13 protein-coding genes are annotated in these 16,335 nt (G+C 65.8%); 6 read left to right on the top strand and 7 right to left on the bottom strand.

Going from position 1 to position 16,335, the window contains the following annotated elements; all coding sequences use genetic code 11:
• Window positions 1–5 precede the first annotated feature (5 nt).
• Window positions 6–2,168, bottom strand: a complete 2,163-nt coding sequence (locus K2Y56_RS05345; protein WP_292505856.1) for a molybdopterin-dependent oxidoreductase — start codon at window positions 2,166–2,168, stop codon at window positions 6–8.
• Between the two features lie 266 nt (window positions 2,169–2,434).
• On the opposite strand from K2Y56_RS05345, the gene hemF reads away from it, so the two are divergent.
• The 6 genes from hemF to hslU all read left to right on the top strand — a co-directional run bounded on the left by hemF (window position 2,435) and on the right by hslU (window position 9,452).
• Window positions 2,435–3,358, top strand: coding sequence for an oxygen-dependent coproporphyrinogen oxidase (hemF, locus tag K2Y56_RS05340; RefSeq protein ID WP_292505854.1), 924 nt, complete (start codon window positions 2,435–2,437; stop codon window positions 3,356–3,358).
• On the top strand, window positions 3,355–4,491 hold the full coding sequence (locus tag K2Y56_RS05335; protein ID WP_292505852.1) for an AAA family ATPase: 1,137 nt from the start codon (window positions 3,355–3,357) through the stop codon (window positions 4,489–4,491). Before hemF ends, K2Y56_RS05335 begins: the two co-directional genes overlap by 4 nt.
• Window positions 4,492–4,595: 104 nt before the next feature.
• Window positions 4,596–5,129 (top strand): ATP-dependent protease subunit HslV, encoded by a 534-nt coding sequence (hslV, locus tag K2Y56_RS05330; protein WP_292505931.1) that lies wholly within the window; start codon window positions 4,596–4,598, stop codon window positions 5,127–5,129.
• Window positions 5,130–5,205: 76 nt separating this feature from the next.
• Window positions 5,206–6,876, top strand: a complete 1,671-nt coding sequence (locus K2Y56_RS05325) for a methyl-accepting chemotaxis protein (RefSeq protein ID WP_292505850.1) — start codon at window positions 5,206–5,208, stop codon at window positions 6,874–6,876.
• A gap of 195 nt (window positions 6,877–7,071) precedes the next feature.
• Window positions 7,072–8,142, top strand: a complete 1,071-nt coding sequence (locus K2Y56_RS05320; RefSeq protein WP_292505848.1) for a hypothetical protein — start codon at window positions 7,072–7,074, stop codon at window positions 8,140–8,142.
• Window positions 8,139–9,452 (top strand): ATP-dependent protease ATPase subunit HslU, encoded by a 1,314-nt coding sequence (hslU, locus tag K2Y56_RS05315; protein WP_292505845.1) that lies wholly within the window; start codon window positions 8,139–8,141, stop codon window positions 9,450–9,452. The genes K2Y56_RS05320 and hslU overlap by 4 nt, the downstream gene beginning before the upstream one ends.
• A gap of 7 nt (window positions 9,453–9,459) precedes the next feature.
• Here hslU and K2Y56_RS05310 read toward each other — a convergent pair whose 3' ends face one another.
• The 6 genes from K2Y56_RS05310 to K2Y56_RS05285 all read right to left on the bottom strand — a co-directional run bounded on the left by K2Y56_RS05310 (window position 9,460) and on the right by K2Y56_RS05285 (window position 16,288).
• Window positions 9,460–10,545 (bottom strand): EAL domain-containing protein, encoded by a 1,086-nt coding sequence (locus K2Y56_RS05310; RefSeq protein WP_292505843.1) that lies wholly within the window; start codon window positions 10,543–10,545, stop codon window positions 9,460–9,462.
• A gap of 182 nt (window positions 10,546–10,727) precedes the next feature.
• Complete coding sequence (locus K2Y56_RS05305) at window positions 10,728–12,428, bottom strand: methyl-accepting chemotaxis protein (RefSeq protein WP_292505841.1); 1,701 nt, start codon at window positions 12,426–12,428, stop codon at window positions 10,728–10,730.
• A gap of 89 nt (window positions 12,429–12,517) precedes the next feature.
• On the bottom strand, window positions 12,518–13,573 hold the full coding sequence (locus K2Y56_RS05300) for an MBL fold metallo-hydrolase (RefSeq protein ID WP_292505929.1): 1,056 nt from the start codon (window positions 13,571–13,573) through the stop codon (window positions 12,518–12,520).
• Window positions 13,574–13,649: 76 nt separating this feature from the next.
• Complete coding sequence (locus K2Y56_RS05295) at window positions 13,650–14,762, bottom strand: aromatic ring-hydroxylating dioxygenase subunit alpha (RefSeq protein WP_292505839.1); 1,113 nt, start codon at window positions 14,760–14,762, stop codon at window positions 13,650–13,652.
• Between the two features lie 360 nt (window positions 14,763–15,122).
• Window positions 15,123–15,584 carry a hypothetical protein gene (locus tag K2Y56_RS05290; RefSeq protein WP_292505837.1) on the bottom strand — a complete coding sequence of 154 codons (462 nt, stop codon included), beginning with the start codon at window positions 15,582–15,584 and terminating at the stop codon, window positions 15,123–15,125.
• A 368-nt stretch (window positions 15,585–15,952) separates the two neighbouring features.
• Window positions 15,953–16,288, bottom strand: a complete 336-nt coding sequence (locus K2Y56_RS05285) for a DUF1902 domain-containing protein (RefSeq protein ID WP_292505835.1) — start codon at window positions 16,286–16,288, stop codon at window positions 15,953–15,955.
• Between the last annotated feature and the right edge of the window lie 47 nt (window positions 16,289–16,335).

Here is a 16,335-nt window from a genome sequence, read left to right as displayed (position 1 = left end):
CAGCGCTACTCCGCCGCCACGAGCATCGGCGCCGCGGCCTTCTCGACCTCGACGAGATTGTCCGAGAAGGTGCCGGCTCGTCCCAGACCGCAATGCTTGTCCGAGCTGATCGCGTTGACCGAGGCGCCCGAGGAGGCCGCGCTCGTCCAATGCCCGACATTGGCCATGACGAGTCCCGGTACCACGTCCTCGCTGAGTTCGGCCGGTCCCTCGAACGAGCCGCGATCGTTGAAGACCCGCACCTGCTCGCCCGGCAGGATCCCGCGCGCCGCGGCGTCGGCGGGGTTGATCATCACCCGCAACGCGCCCTGCCGCGCCTTCTTGTGCTCCTCGTTGGCGTATTGCGAATTGAGGAAGGCGTGGGGCTTGGGCGAGACGATGCTGAGCGGATAGCGCAGCGCCTGATCCGGGTTCGATGCGGCCGATTCGTAGGGCGGCACGTAATCCGGCAGCGGATCGACATATTCGCCCGGCTGCATCGCCTCGTACATCGAGCGCCAGACCGGGATGACGAAGTTGCCGCCCTCAGCCATGCTCGACTTGAACTCGCATTTGCCGGATGCGGTCTTGAAGTTGCCCTCCGCATGGGGGGCGCGCTCGCCCGGCAGCCCGACATTGAGCCGCGCCCAGCCCTTCTCCTTTAGGAGGTCATAGGTGATGCCCTGGAGCTGGGGTGCGTCCCAATCGTAGAAGTCGAGGAGCATCTCCTCCTCGGTCCGGTCCCAGTAATCGTCGGTGAAGCCCATGGTCCTGGCGAGCCGCCGGAACATCTCGACATTGGGGACGCATTCGCCCGGCGCCGCGATCGCGGGCTGGTTGAGCATCAGGTAGAGGTGTCCCCAGGTCACCATGATGTCGAGCTGCTCGCCCTGCATCGTCGCCGGCAACAGAATGTCGGCGTATTTCGCCGTATCGGTGACGAACAATTCGCTCACTACCGTGAACAGGTCCTCCCGCTTGAGGCCCTCGACGATCTTGGCCTGGGCCGGCGCCTGCGAAACTGGATTGGAATTGTAGACGAAGAGCGACTGGACCGGAGGATCGAGGGCGAGCTCCCCGGTGAGCGCCGCGCCGAGGTCGAGCTCGTTGATGACGCGGGTGCCCGGCTTGATCCAGTCGGGGCGACAGATGCGATCGAACCGGGTCGGGAATTCCCAGATCGGCATCTCCATCGTGCCGCCGCCGACATGGCGCCAGGCGCCGACGAGTGCCGGCAGGCAGGTGATCGCCCGGATCGCCTGGCCGCCGCCATGGCTGCGCTCGAGCGCCACCCCCTGGCGGATCGCCGAGGGCCGGGCCGTGGCGTATTCGCGGGCGAGCGTGCGGATGTCCTCGGCCGGAATGCCGGTGATCTCAGAGACGCGCTCGGGCGGGTACTCCGCGGCGCGGCCCTTCAGTTCCTCGTAGCCGATCGTGTAGCGGTCGACGTAATCTTGGTCGACGAGCCCCTCGGCGATGATGACGTTCATCATGCCGAGCGCCAGGGCGCCGTCGGTGCCGGGCTTGATCGCGATGTGCCAATCCGCCGCCTTCGCCGTGCGCGACTTCACCGGATCGATCACGACGATCTTGGCGCCCTTCTTCTGGGCTTCGAGGAGGAACGGCCAACCATGCAGGTTGGTGCTGATCATGTTCATGCCCCAGACGATGATGTACTTCGCATAGGCGAAGCTCTCGATGTCGAGGCCGCCGGTGCCGCCCACCGTCATGTGCCAGGCCGTGGACGAGCCGGATTCGCAATAGGTCTTCTCGGCGACCGAGGCGCCGAGCCGGTTGAAGAAGGCGTCGCCCGCCGTCAGTCCGTTGAGGGTGCCCTGATGCCCGAGATAGGCGTGCGGCATGATCGCCTCGGCGCCGTAGGTGCCGATGATGTCGGTCCAGCGCGTCTTGATCTCGGTGAGCGCCTCGTCCCAGGAGATGCGGGCGAAGGCACCGCTCCCCTTCGGACCGACCCGCTTCATCGGATAGAGGATGCGGTCAGGGTTGTAGTGGTGGTCGGCGAAGTCGTTGAGCTTCACGCACAGACCGCCGCGGGTCATCGGGTGATCGCGGTCTCCGGTAACGTCGACGAGCTTGCCGTCCTCGACGTGATACAGGAACGCGCAGGTATCGGGACAGTCGTGGGGGCATACGCCGCGGACGATCGTCTGCTCGCTCGGACCTGACATCGAAAGCCTCCAGAAACCAGGATCGCGACGACCAGTCGTCACGCGATCGAATCCACCGACGAATCGTCAGGCTAGAGGCATTTCAAACTGTTGCAAACAGTCTCGCTGCCGTCCGATGCGCTGCTCGGCGCCGGAGTTTTGGACATCGCGCATCGTCCTTGGGCATCGCCGCTGGTTCTCGGTGCAAAGTCCTCGATCGCCCGACCCCTGATGACGGTGGCTTTCCGAATTGACGCCGGTTGCGCCCGATGGCTAAGCCAAGGCCCATGACCATGCCGAACACCACGCATCCGCTTCCCTCGGAGGCCGACCTCGCCGCGCTGAAGGGCCAGGCGGAGACGTGGTTCGCCACCCTTCGCGACCGCATCGTCGGCGCCCTTGAGACGCTCGAATCCGAGGCGGCGGGGCCGTTCTTCCCGGAAGCTCCCGTCGAGCCGGGACGGTTCGAGAAGACGCCGTGGACGCGGACCGACCATACCGGCAGTCATGGCGGCGGCGGCACCATGGCGATGATCAAGGGCCGGGTGTTCGAGAAGGCGGGCGTCCACGTCTCGACGGTCTATGGCGAGTTCGCCCCCGAGTTCCGCGCCCAGATGCCGGGCGCCGCCGAGGATCCGCACTTCTTCGCCACCGGCATCTCGCTGATCGCGCATCCGTGGAACCCGAACGTTCCGACCGTGCACATGAATACCCGCTTCGTCGTGACGACGAAGGCCTGGTTCGGCGGGGGCGCCGACCTCACCCCCGTGCTCGACCGGCGGCGAACCCAGGAAGACCCCGACACCCTGGCCTTCCACGCCGCCATGAAGGCCGCCTGCGACGCCCATCCGGCCGCGGATTACGCGCGCTACAAGGCGTGGTGCGAGGAATATTTCCACGTGAAACACCGCAGCGAGCCCCGCGGCATCGGCGGAATCTTCTACGACTATCATTGGACCGGCGAGCCTGAGGCCGACCTCGCCTTTACCCGCGACGTCGGCGGCGCCCTGCTCGAAGCCTATCCGGCCATCGTCCGAGCCAATGTCTCCACTCCCTGGACCGAGGCCGACCGCTACGAGCAGCAGGTTCGGCGCGGCCGCTACGTCGAGTTCAACCTGCTCCACGACCGAGGCACGATCTTCGGCCTCAAGACCGGCGGCAACGTCGCCTCGATCCTGTCCTCGCTGCCGCCCACCGTGCGCTGGCCGTGAGCCGCGACGCAGAGCCGGCCGAGAACCTTCCCACCCGCTTCGCTCCCCAGCAGGAGGCGGCGCTGAAGACCATCTCCGCCTGGCGCAAGGGCGGCGGAGCGCAGGTGTTCCGCCTGTTCGGCTATGCCGGCACCGGCAAGACCACCCTGGCCCGCAGGATCGCCGACGATGTCGATGGCGCCGTGGTGTTCGGCGCCTTCACCGGAAAGGCGGCCTCGGTGATGCGCCAGAAGGGCTGCCATGACGCCGCGACGATCCACAGCCTGATCTACCGCACCAAGGAGACCGAGGACGGTGGCCCGGCCTTCACCCTCAACCGCTCCGGCCCTGCCGCCAAGGCCGAACTGATCGTCATCGACGAGTGCTCGATGGTGGATTCGGATCTCGGCAACGATCTCCTTTCCTTCGACAAGCCGGTGCTGGTGCTCGGCGACCCGGCCCAGTTGCCGCCGGTGCGCGGCGGCGGCTTCTTCACGGAGGCCGAGCCCGACGTGATGCTCACCGATGTCCATCGCCAGGCCGCCGACGACCCGATCGTCCGCATGGCGATGACGGTGCGCGAGGGCGGGCGCCTCTCTGTCGGCACCTACGGCGAGAGCCGCGTGGTCTCGCGGCGCGACGTCGACCCGAGCTTGGTTCTGGAGGCCGATCAGGTTCTCGTCGGCCTCAACAAGACGCGCCGGCTCTACAACAACCGCCTGCGCGAACTCGCCGGACATACCGATACGATGCCGGCTGTGGGCGAGAAGCTGGTCTGTCTCAGGAACGACCGTACCAAGGGCCTGCTCAACGGCTCGACCTGGACGGTGCAGGCCCTGCGCGCCTCGCCGCGCCCCGACACGATCCGCCTCGACGTGGTGCCCGAGGACGACCCGGCCCTGCGGCGGCGCGCCGTCGACATCAAGGTCCTGCGCGCGGTGATCGAGGGCTCGGAGGCCGAGATCCCGGCCTATCAGCGCCGCGAGACCGACGAGTTCACCTACGGCTACGCTCTCACCGTTCACAAGGCGCAGGGCTCGCAATGGGACGACGTCGTGCTCTTCGACGAATCCTACGCGTTCCGCGAGCACAGGGCGCGCTGGCTCTATACCGGCCTGACGCGGGCGGCGCGGTCTCTGACCGTGGTCGTGTGAGACGCGCGGTGGCAATTGCCTGACCGACGCCATACCTGATTTCGAGACCGACGCGGTTCGGCCCGGAGTTCCCTTTGCCACACAACGAATCCACCTTGCCCCAGATGCATGCCACAACGATCCTCATGGTCCGCAAGGGCGGCCGGGTGGTGATCGGCGGCGACGGGCAGGTCAGCCTTGGGCAGACCATCGTGAAGGGCAATGCCCGCAAGGTCCGGCGCCTCGCCAAGGGCGCGGTCATCGGCGGCTTCGCCGGGGCCACGGCCGACGCCTTCACGCTGTTCGAGCGGCTGGAGGCCAAGCTCGACCAATATCCCGGCCAGCTCACCCGCGCCTGTGTCGAGCTGACCAAGGACTGGCGCACCGACCGCTACCTGCGCCGCCTGGAGGCGATGATGCTGGTCGCCGACAAGGACGTCAGCCTTCTGCTCTCGGGAGCCGGTGATGTGCTGGAGCCGGAGACGGGCGTCATGGCGATTGGCTCGGGCGGAAACTTTGCCCTGGCCGCAGCCCGGGCACTCGAGGACGGCCCTGACGACGCAGAAGTCGTCGTTCGGAAGGCGATGCGTATTGCTGCGGAGATCTGCGTCTACACGAATGGCAATCTCGTCGTCGAAACACTGGAAGCGGCTGGCTAGGCCAAATGGGGTTAACTGATAGGCAAGCTGAATGGTTTAAGCCCATCGTCTGAGAGACGATTAGCGGCGAGTTGTCATGAGCATACGATCGAAGATTCTGGCCTTCGTCACCCTCTGCAGCCTAGTCACGCTGTTAGTTGCGGGCATCAGCGCGATGACGCTCAGGACGTTCAACGAGGCGATCACCGAGACGAAGGAAGCCTCCCAGCGATCCCTCAACGCGGCCAACCTCAATCGCCTGGTCACCAGTGTCGTCGTCGAAGCCCGAGGCATCTACGCCGCCAAGGATGTCGCGGACGCAAAGAAATACGCCGAGCGCCTCATCAAGAACCTCGATGCGATGAACGCACTCCTGGCGCAATGGGGCGGCGTCGTCCCGGAGATCGAGCGCCCGCTGTTCGACAAGGTGATCAAGGGCGCTGCCGATTTCACGATCCTGCGCAAGGAAACGGCGCGGCTCGGAACCGAGGTGTCGCCGAAGGCTGCGGCCGATCAGGGGTTCAACGAGCTCAATCGCGCCAACCGCCAAGCCTTCCAGGATAGCATCGACGCTCTTTCCGCCAGCGGCCTGGCACAGGTCGAAGCGATCGATAAGCACACAGATACACTCTACGACTCGCGTCTTATGCTCCTCATCGGCCTCGCGATTGGTGGCGCAATCTGCTGCGTTGTGGTCGGCGGCCTCGTCGGAGACCGGATGATCGCCCGTCCTCTCGCAATTGTGTCGGACAGCATCCGTCGTCTCGCTTCGGGTGACCACGATCTGCCTCACGTCCAGCCGCGGCGCGATGAGATCGGCGCGATCTGGGCGAGCATGACTGTCTTCGCAAACGCCATGAAGGAGAGTGCCGCCTCTCGCGCCAGCCTCGCCAACGAGACGGTCGCCGCTCAGGAGCGCCGCCGCGCCGAAATGCGGGGCCTCGCGGACGGCTTCCAGGGCAGCGTCGGCGCCCTCGTCGAGACCCTGTCGGGCTCAGCCTCCGAGATGGAGCGTACAGCCCAAGCCATGGCTGCCGATGCCGATCAAACAAACCGGCATTCCAGCGCCGTCATGAACGCCGCCAACGAGACGGCGATGAACGTCCAGTCCGTCGCCGCCGCCACCGAAGAACTCGCCGCCACCGCCAACGAGATCGGCATGCAGGTCGCCCAGACGTCGGCCGCCGCCGCGAGCGCGGTGGAGAGCACCAGGCGCACCAATGACCGCGTCCAGGCCCTGGCAGAAAGTGCCTCGCGGATCGGCGACGTCGTCGCCCTGATCTCCAGCATTGCCGGGCAGACCAACCTCCTCGCTCTCAATGCGACGATCGAGGCCGCGCGGGCTGGAGAGGCGGGCCGGGGCTTCGCCGTCGTCGCCTCCGAGGTCAAGGAACTCGCGTCCCAGACCGCCAGGGCCACCGACGAGATCACCACTCAGATCGCGGCGATCCAGAACGCGACGCGCGAGACGGTCGGCGCCATCGCGGAGATCGGTACGACCATCGGATCGGTCCACAATATCGCGGTCGGCGTCGCTGCAGCGGTGGAGGAGCAGCAGGTCGCCACCCAGGAGATCGCCCGCAGCGTCAGCGACGCCGCTCGCGGCACCCAGGCGGTGACCGAGACGATGGGCCAGGTCCAGGAGGCCGCGATCCAGGCCGGCGCCCGCGCAGCCCAGGTCCTCGGTGCGGCCGGCGGCCTCGTCCGGCAGTCGAAGGCCATGGCCGTCGAGGTGGACAGCTTCGTCGGCGGCGTACGCGCTGCCTGACGTCCGGATACGGCGGGCTGGCCTCCGGGCTCATCCCGCCTACGGCGTTGTGTGCGGGCCGAGACATCGTTTTTGCGGCGTGCCCTGTGGTACTCCGCGGAATGATGCTTAGATCGTGATCGTGCCCAGCGACCCTATTACCATTCAGCCTCCTGCCGGATCGTTCCCCGGCCCTACCGCCGGCGCGGAACGGCTATGATAGACCGTCTGCTCCTCGACCGAGCGGTCGCACGAGGGATCGTCACCGAGAGCCAGGCCCTGGCGTTGCTCGATCTTGGCCAGGAACCGGCGCTTAAGTTGGCGGATCCACCGAACGACGACGAGCGGCTTCGCTTCGTTTCCGGCTTCGCCGACATCTTCGTGACGATCGGGCTGCTCCTGTTCCTGGGCACCTCCGCCTACATCGCGTCCGAGACGATCGGCGACGCCTTCGGCAGCGCGCTGGTGGCAGCCATGTCCTGGGGGCTCGCGGAATTCTTCACTCGCCGCCGACGCATGGCGTTGCCGAGCATTGTCCTGCTCGTGGCCTTCGCGACGGCGAGTTTCTCGGCCGTGGTCTTCCTCTTCGCCGGGGCTAAGGCCGTCGGCATCCCGCCGTTCGGGATCGTTGCACCGAACCTCGACGCGCCGCTGCCGGTGGCTGCCGCAGCTCTCGGCACGCTTGGCCTCGTCGCCCTCCACTATCGCCGCTTCCAGGTGCCTATCACCATTGCGGCCGGCACCGCGGCACTTGCCGGGACCCTTGTCGCACTCGTCTTCGCGCTCGCGCCGGATTTCGCCGAGCGAAGCCAAAACGGCCTCTTGATCGTTGCCGGCCTCGCGATCTTCGCCTTCGCCATGCGCTACGACATCTCGGACCCGGAGCGGACATCGCGGGCGACCGACACGGCGTTCTGGCTCCACCTGCTGGCCGCGCCGCTCATCGTTCATCCTGTCCTATCCGCCATGACGGCGGGCTCCGGTGGTTTCACCGGATCGGCTGCGGCGGGCCTCGTCCTCGCCGTCGTCCTGGTTCTGGCGCTGGTCGCGCTGGTCACCGACCGCCGCGCTATCCTGGTGGCTGGGATGACCTACACGGTGATCGCCTTCGGCACTCTGATCCGCGATTTAGGGTACGCCAACCGTTCGCTCCCCTTGAGTCTGCTGGCCCTTGGCGCCTTCGTGCTGCTCCTCAGCGCGGGCTGGCATCCCTTGCGCGGCCTGATCCTGCGCGCCCTCCCCCGCGGCCTTGCGGCACGGCTGCCTCATCCCGTCGGAACCCGATGACCACCTTCTCTCCCCGTGAGATCGTCTCCGAGCTCGATCGCTTCATCGTCGGCCAGAACGATGCCAAGCGCGCCGTCGCTATCGCCCTGCGCAACCGCTGGCGCCGCCAGCAGCTCACCGGCCCGTTGCGCGAAGAGGTCGCCCCGAAAAACATCCTGATGATCGGGCCGACCGGATGCGGGAAAACCGAGATCGCTCGTCGCCTCGCGAGGCTCGCCGGCGCTCCTTTCCTTAAGATCGAGGCGACGAAGTTCACCGAGGTCGGCTATGTCGGCCGCGACGTCGAGCAGATCGTGCGCGACCTCGTCGAGGTCGGCATCGGCCTCAAGCGCGAGGAACGGCGGCGCGGCGTCCAGGCCAAGGCGGAGGCGGCGGCGGAGTCCCGCATCCTCGATGCCCTCGTCGGCCCGACGGCGAGCCAGGCGACCCGCGACGCCTTTCGCCGGAAGCTGCGGGCAAGCGAACTCGACGACAAGGAGGTCGAGATCGAGCTGTCGGGAGGGTCGCCTTCCGGGCTGCCGATGTTCGAAATTCCGGGAATGCCCGGCGCCTCCATGGGCGCCGTCAACCTCGGCGACATGCTCGGCAAGGCCCTCGGCGGGGGCAAAGGCAAGCCGCGCCGGATGACGGTTCGCGACGCCTATGCACCGTTGCTGGCTGAAGAATCCGACAAGCTCGTGGATGCCGAATCCTTGACCCAGGACGCCGTCCGCGATGTCGAGGAGAACGGCATCGTCTTCCTCGACGAGATCGATAAGATCTGTGCCGGTGAAGGCCGCTCGTCGGCCGATGTCTCCCGCGAAGGCGTACAGCGGGATCTCCTGCCGCTGATCGAGGGAACGACGGTGGCGACGAAGCACGGGCCGGTGAAGACCGACCACATCCTGTTCATCGCGTCCGGCGCCTTCCACGTTTCGAAGCCCTCCGATCTCCTGCCCGAACTGCAGGGTCGGCTGCCGATCAGGGTCGAGCTTCAGCCCCTCACCGTCGAGGATTTCAAGCAGATCCTCACGACCACCGAAGCGAGCCTGATCAAGCAGACGGTTGCGCTGATGGCGACGGAGGGCGTGACGCTCGACTTCTCCGAGGACGCCATCGACGCGCTGGCAAGGGTCGCGGTCGACGTGAACAACGCCGTCGAGAATATCGGTGCGCGCCGGCTGCAGACCGTGCTCGAACGGGTTATCGACGAAATCTCGTTCTCGGCCACCGACCGCTCGGGGGAGACAGTGCCGATCGACGCGGCCTATGTGCGCGACCGCGTCGCCAGTCTCGCTGCCAATACCGATCTCAGCCGCTTCATCCTCTGACCGCCCTTCAGCCCTCTTGCCCTTCGGCGATCGCTGTGGCCAGCGTATGGGCGAAGGCCTCCGCTCCCGTCTTCCAGAGTGGGTAATCCGTCGCGTAGCAGGTCATGACCCGATGAAACTGGCGATGCGCCTTGCCGAAGGCCGTATCGTGCAGCCCGCAACGACTGAAGTAGCGGCCGATCTCGCAGGCATCCGCATTCGCTGCTTCTTCCTTCCAGGCCACGGGAAGCGGCTGGTGCATCAGGATGCGGCAGGTCTCGACCACGGTGAGATGACTGGCATAGGTGCCGAGAAGCGACTGAGGCGAACGGGTCGCCACCGGAACCTCGTAGGTGTCGAGCCATGACCTTACGTCGCTCGCAGGCATCGGCCTGGCGATGCCGTAACCCTGCGCGAACTCGACGCCGAGGATCATCAGGGCGTCGAGGATCTCGGCGGTCTCGACCCCTTCGACCACGAGGGTTTTGCCGAGGCCCCGCGCCAGTGAGATCAGGCTCAATGCGAACTGAAGGTCGTGCGGCGACTTGGCGAGCCCGCGCGCGAAACCCTGGTCGAGCTTGAGAATGTCGACTGGCAGGGTCTTGATATTGATGAGCGAGGCATGGGCAGTGCCGATGTCGTCGAGGGCGACGCGGATGCCGAGGCCCCTTATCCGAGCCAGGCTTTCGATCATGCCGGCCTCGTTCTCGATGAGGCCATTCTCGAGGACCTCAAGGACGAGACGGGAGGCCGGGTAGCCGTGCTTGCCCAGCCCACGCGTCACGATGGCCAAGAAGGCGTCGTCGAGGAACAGGAAACGCTCGGCATTGATCGAGACGTAGAACGTCTCTTCCGGTCCGCCCAGGTCCGCCATCACGGCGAGGGATTGATCGAGCATCGTCTCGAACAACCGAAGGCGTGCGCTGTCGGGAAGGCCGGCGAGGAAATCGGCCGTCGCGCCGTAGCCGGTCTCGTCGACGAGTCTCGCCAAAGCCTCGAAGCCGGCGACCCGTCCGCTACGGGCATCGATGATCGGCTGGAACGCCGGCCGGATCGAGCGGCCGGGTCCGCAGATCTCCGCAACTATGTCCGCTGAGGGTCTCCGCCGGGGCATCGACGCTCCTGATGTCTTCGAACAACCCATGCGGGCGACGTCGAGCGAGCGATGCTGCCGTTAGCGGCAAGGTGGGATCTCGCTTGCAGGTTAACTCGGAGGATAGGTGGCCTGCCTTAAAGCAAAGTTACGGCTTAAGCCGGATGGATGATCGCGTTGCGTCTCTTCGCCGTGAGTTCCTGTTACGCCGCCACGGCACGAAGGAAGCGTTCGATTTCGGCTTCGAGTCCTGCCGCCACAGTCTCGACGGAGGTCGCGGTCTCCTGAACGCTGGCCGCCATGGCGGCCGTACGCTGCGAGACGTCCGTGACCGTGTCGAGGTCTCGGGCGATGGCGACCGAAGTTCCCGCTGTTTCGCCGGCATTGCGCGAGATCTCTCCGGTGGCCGCGCCCTGGGCGGTGACCGCATCGGCCAGATCCGCTGTGGTCGTGCTGATCGTCGCCATCCGGCCGGTCACACGGCCGATTGCCTCGACGGCGGTGCCGGTGGACATCTGGACGGAAGCGATCTGGTTGGCGATCTCGTCGGTGGCCTTGGCTGTCTGGCTCGCGAGCTGCTTGACCTCCGAGGCGACCACGGCGAAGCCGCGGCCCGCCTCACCGGCGCGAGCGGCCTCGATCGTCGCGTTGAGGGCCAGGAGGTTGGTCTGCTCGGCAATCGCGCGGATCAGGCCGACCACGTCGCCGATGCGCTGGGTAGTGGTGGCAAGCTCGCCGATCTGCCTGTTGGTTGCCGCCGCTTCTCCGAAAGCGCCCTCGACCTCGCGCTTGGCTTCGGCGATCCGTGCGCCGATCTCGCCGATGGAGGCCGAGAGCTGCTCGGCTGCGCTTGCCACCGTCTGGACATGGGCCGATGTCTCGCGGGAGCCGGCAGAGGCGCCCTGGGCCGCACGCGTGGCGTTGGCGGAAAGGGCCGCCATCTCCGTGGCCCGGCTCCGCATGATGGTCATTCGGTCGCCGAAGGAGCGCACCGCGTCGGACGCAGCAGAGCGGAAGCGCGCGATCTCGGCGTCGAGGCGGGTACGGCGCTCGGTCTCATCCGCCGATGCGCTGCGCTGGTCATTCTCCAGGAGTTGGGCCTGCCGGCTGGTGACGAGAAGCCCGTCGAGGGCGCGTGCGATCGAGCCGACCTCGTCGCGCCTCTCCACAAAAGCAATGGGACTGTCGATGTCGCCTTCGGCAAGTTCGGTCGTGCGCCGGGCGATGGCCCCAAGCGGGCTCAGCAGCTTCAGGGCGACGAAGCCGAAGAGCAGGCAGGCCGCCAGGGCAACGACGAGGGCGGCGACGCCCATCGTCGTCATCGTCGAACGATAGAGAGCATCGTAGGCTTCGAGCGGCAGGCCGATGAAGAGCACGCCATTGACCTTGCCGCCACTATCGAGGGTCGGCTGGTAGACGGTGAAGAAGTCTCGCCCGAAGAGAGTGGCGCGGCCGCGATAGGTCGCACCGGAACGCAGTACCGATTGCGCAGGGTGGTCGGCCGACAGAGCGGTGCCGACCGCGCGTTCGCCGTTCTCCTTCTTGACGGTCGTGATCCGGCGGATGAAGGCGTCCCGGCCGGCATCGTAGGTGAAGACGGTCGCCGTGCCGCCCGCATAGGCGACGGCCATGTCGACGATGGCGAGGTCGTCGAGAGTGCCGAGGGCCGGGGCTTCGACTTTCGTCACGCTGCCGCCTTCGAGCTTCAGCCGGCTGCCGGAGACCTTGGAATCGAATACCAGGGCGAGCGTTCTCAGGTGTCGTTCACCCTCCTGGCGTTGCCGAACCTCAAGTTGCCCGAGCACTTCGTAGCTCGTTGCCAGCAGAATGATCGCTGCCATCACCGTCATTGCCGAAGCGGCCAGCAGGATGAGCTTTGCCGTGAGAGTGCGAAACATAGCCATCTGCTTTTTCGTCTGGCGGTTCAGGCGGTTGGCTCAAGCATGCGGCGAAGCGGCTAATTTTCCATTTACGATAAACGCTTTCGTATGATTCAAGCGGACCAAACCTCGCCCGGGTGGAGGGCACGGAACGATAAATCCCCTCCCCGCTCTGCGCAGGCCGCGGCCAGGGCCTCCACCGGCCGTTCGACACCCTCGTCGGTCAAGCGGAAGGTACCCCAGTGGTGGCCGAGCGCCTGCTTCGCCTCGAGCAGCAGCGCCGCCTCCACGGCGTCGGCCGGGTTCATGTGCTGCCCCTTCATGAACCAGCGCGGCTCGTAGGCCCCGATCGGAAGCGTGGCGAGCCGGGCCGGGCCGAACCGCGAACGGGCATCGCGAAAGATTGCACCGTCGCCGAGACCGGTATCGCCGGAATGGTAGTGAGTTCCGGTTGGCCCTGTCAGCACGTAGGAGCACCACAGCGCCATTCGCCGGTCGTTCAAGCCTCGTGCCGACCAATGGTTGGCCGGAGTGAGGTGTGCGGTGACGCCGCCACCGAGGTCGACGGACTCGCCCCAATCCTTGGCGAGCACGTGCATGGTGTCGTCGTAGCTGCGCAGGATGGTGTCGTTCCCGAGCGGGGCGACGATGAGCGGCTGATGGGCTTGCCAGAGCCGGGCCATGGTGGGTCCGTCGAGGTGGTCGTAATGATTGTGAGTGATGAGAACCACGTCGATGGGCGGTAGCTTGTCGAAAGCGATGCCCGGCGGATTGACCCGCTTGGGTCCTGCGAACCGAAGGGGACTCGCGCGCTTGGCATAGACCGGATCGACCAGAATGTTGCGGCCGGCGACCTGGAACAGGTAGCTCGCATGCCCGATCAGGGCGACGCGCAGGCCTCCCGCCCGCTCCGGCGGCGTGTCCACATGAGGGCTCGGGAAGTGCGAGGGCCACGCCTCACCGGCTCGGGCGAGTTGCCAGCGAATGACTTCGGCCAGATCCTTGTCCGTGGCCTGATCCGGCGAATGGAAGCGTATTCCATCGAAATGGTCGCTCCTCGGACCATCGTAATAGGGGTTACGGGCGCGACGGTGCGCGGCATAGCCGACGCCTCCGAGGGTCATGACGGTGGCGGCGCTGACCGCCGCGAGCAGGCTTCGCCGTTTCATCATTACGAGATGGCAGCGCCGCTCGTCCCGTCAAGCCTGCGGAGGCGCGATGTCGATGCCGGGGGTCGAAACGCGGTCAGGAGCGCCAGCGCAATTGCTGCTGAACAAGCGGATTGCGGAAAGTTCGTCCCTCGGCTTGGGCCGCCAGGGCTTCGCGCTTGAGGCGGAAGTACCATTGCGAGGGCAGGTCTCCTTGCCCGAACAGCACCATCGTCGGCTTGCGGTCGAGCCCTGCTTGCGCGTGCTGGAGCACCTGCTGGTCCTGCGTCAGGAACTGGCGCATCAGCGGGCGCGCGAGCGGCTTGAGCAGGTTGAGGGCCGGCATGTTCCAGTAGAGGGCATTCGTCAGCATCGTCCGGTTGCGGCCGAGCGGCGTGGCGAAAGTGTAGTTCGCGACTCGTCTCGTGCCCGCCTCGATCCGCTCGAGTCGCACACCCGGCAGCCGGAACTCGATCTCGACCTGTGGTGCGCCGCCGAGCAACTTGTAGACAGGCGAACTCGTGGCCGTGCCGTGGCTCGTCATGGTGAAGCCGTGCGGCGTGGGCGTAAAGGTCTTCACTTTCTCGCGCAAGGTCTTGGATGGCCGGAACCACCAGGAATCATGGACGAAAGCGACGTGGCCGGGATCGACGAGGCTCAGGGTGGTGAGATCGAACGAGGCCTCGACGACGAGTTCCAGTACCAGCCGACCAGCGGCCTTGAACCCGAGATCGGGCACGGCCGGAAGGTCGCCCCCGGTTGGCGGCCCGAGATGGGGATTGACCCAGGCGAAGCCTGCGCTCTCGCGAATGGGGAAGCGCTGCACTGCAATCCTCGAGAAATCCGCCTGGTCCGAGGAAGACAGGGTCGGCACGTCGCGGCAGCGTCCGTCGGTGCCGAAACGCCAGCCATGAAAGGGGCAGGTCAGGCCATTCTCGTCGAAGCGGCCCTTCGAAAGGGCCATGCCGCGATGCGGGCATCGATCGCGCAACGCGAACACATCGCCGGACGCCTCCCGCCCGATCACTATCTGCTCGCCGTCCAAGTCGACCGCGCGGAGCTTGGTCGAACTGAAGCTCTCCGAGGGGCCGACGCAGTACCATGCGTTGGCCAGGGGCTGTCGCATCGCATCGGGATCGAGAGCGGCCTCAGGCTCGGGCGCTGGCGAACGCTCGCCGTCTCGGGCCTGCCGTGGTGAGTTCGATTGCATGGCGCTCGGGAAATCCGGTCGATCCGCGATAGGACGGTTCCTCTTACGCGCGCTCGATCATCGGAGCTACCGGCGGGCCATCGACCAGCGGCGAGAGGGCGCAGGCGACGGCCTTTTCAAACCCGAACTGGCCACCTACCTTCCGATCATCGCAACGAACGAAAGGAGGTGATCCAGTGTCTCATTGTCATCAGCCGCTCTCTACGGCTCACCGGACCTGGACCGTCGCCTCCGCTCCGATCGTCTGATCGGCAGGGCGCCAAAATCAAGTTCGGCCGGCCTTCGAGAGTAGGTTCGGCAATGGAAGGGCCGCCCGAGCGATCGGGCGGCCCTTCGTCGTTCCAGGTTCGATTGACGGCCTCAGCGCTTCTGGAACAGCGGCTGGGCCAGGGCCTCGGCGCGGGCCATCCAGAGATCGCGCTCGGCGCGAACTTCGTCTAGCTCCCGCATTTCCTCGTCGATATGTGCACGCAGGTCGCGCAGCTCAGCAGCGAGGATGGCCTGGAGTTCGTTGTAGCGGTCCGTCTCCATGCGGAGCTTCGCTTTCAGGATCATGTTCTCGGCCATCAGGTCGGCGACGTCACCCTCGGCTTCGGGAGCGTCCTCCTGCGAGGCGGTCGGCGGCGCCACGACTCGCGGTGACCAGGCTTGGCCGGCCTGTTGGCCGGACGTCTTGGCGGCGCGCTCGATTTCGGGCTCGCTCGGAGTTTCGCCAGGCTGGGACGTGGCAGCCTTCATGGCGGCAAGCCAGTCGCGCAGCGGGCCGGATGCAGGCCGTGTGCTGACATCCTGGGTTGGGTGGTGACGGGCGGCTTCCGGCATCGGTCTGTCCTCGCTCTCCGTCCACATACAATCCAAACATGCTTAACGAAGCGTAAAGACCCGGTGCATCCGTTCATCGAGGTGAAGGATTTCTCCCGTTAAGGGACGCGATGTCCGGATGAATAGAAACGCGCGATCTTGCGGCGGAAGATGCTCACCGACGCGAGGCAAAAACACCACGTGTCTGCCATCGAAGTCGTCTGCGAACTCGGAATGCTTTCGACAGCCCGGCCTGCTTCAGGACCCGTTTGCGGCATGTCGAGATCTGATTGCGTGATCGACGACGACCATTCGACCAGTCTCGTCATTCCCCCAGAACGAGAATCCGTTCTGGCGAAGGAATTTTTTCAACGGCGGCGTAAAATCCGTCACGCAGTTACCTCGTACTCATCGTCTTTTGTGCGAGCATAACGGCGCAATGTTAATGTAGATGTATACTTAAGCGTTTTGTGCTCCATCCCACTGCCTTGCCAGCGCGATGCAGCTTCGACGCGGACGCGTGAGTGGGCGTGAGCAATGAGATCGATCTCGATCTCCGCCGGGGCGTCGAGATCGAGCAGGTCCTGTATCAGTGCAAGGAGCTTGAGACGGAGAGCGTCGAGGGTCGGTGCCTCCGTCACGAGACCCGGAATGTCCGTTTCCTCGACGAACCAGACTCTGGCTTCGTCGTCGCAGGAGCAGCCGATGGCGGCATCGCGGATCATTGCGGCACCTTCTCGAAAGAAGCTGCGATCAGCCGAGGATGGGTTTC

Source organism: Methylobacterium sp., assembly GCF_019745455.1.
Lineage (GTDB): Bacteria > Pseudomonadota > Alphaproteobacteria > Rhizobiales > Beijerinckiaceae > Methylobacterium.
Note: the sequence above shows the minus strand (reverse complement) of the source record. Positions and strands in the feature narration are given on the sequence as shown.

What these genes read in the sequence shown, in the direction of transcription:
- hslU (WP_292505845.1), top strand. Translation starts at nt 8,139, where the DNA reads ATGACCACCTTCTCTCCCCGTGAGATCGTCTCCGAGCTCGATCGCTTC.
- K2Y56_RS05345 (WP_292505856.1), bottom strand. Translation starts at nt 2,168, where the DNA reads ATGTCAGGTCCGAGCGAGCAGACGATCGTCCGCGGCGTATGCCCCCAC.
- K2Y56_RS05320 (WP_292505848.1), top strand. Translation starts at nt 7,072, where the DNA reads ATGATAGACCGTCTGCTCCTCGACCGAGCGGTCGCACGAGGGATCGTC.
- K2Y56_RS05295 (WP_292505839.1), bottom strand. Translation starts at nt 14,762, where the DNA reads ATGCAATCGAACTCACCACGGCAGGCCCGAGACGGCGAGCGTTCGCCA.
- K2Y56_RS05300 (WP_292505929.1), bottom strand. Translation starts at nt 13,573, where the DNA reads ATGAAACGGCGAAGCCTGCTCGCGGCGGTCAGCGCCGCCACCGTCATG.
- K2Y56_RS05325 (WP_292505850.1), top strand. Translation starts at nt 5,206, where the DNA reads ATGAGCATACGATCGAAGATTCTGGCCTTCGTCACCCTCTGCAGCCTA.
- hslV (WP_292505931.1), top strand. Translation starts at nt 4,596, where the DNA reads ATGCATGCCACAACGATCCTCATGGTCCGCAAGGGCGGCCGGGTGGTG.
- hemF (WP_292505854.1), top strand. Translation starts at nt 2,435, where the DNA reads ATGACCATGCCGAACACCACGCATCCGCTTCCCTCGGAGGCCGACCTC.
- K2Y56_RS05310 (WP_292505843.1), bottom strand. Translation starts at nt 10,545, where the DNA reads ATGCCCCGGCGGAGACCCTCAGCGGACATAGTTGCGGAGATCTGCGGA.
- K2Y56_RS05305 (WP_292505841.1), bottom strand. Translation starts at nt 12,428, where the DNA reads ATGGCTATGTTTCGCACTCTCACGGCAAAGCTCATCCTGCTGGCCGCT.
- K2Y56_RS05290 (WP_292505837.1), bottom strand. Translation starts at nt 15,584, where the DNA reads ATGCCGGAAGCCGCCCGTCACCACCCAACCCAGGATGTCAGCACACGG.
- K2Y56_RS05285 (WP_292505835.1), bottom strand. Translation starts at nt 16,288, where the DNA reads ATGATCCGCGATGCCGCCATCGGCTGCTCCTGCGACGACGAAGCCAGA.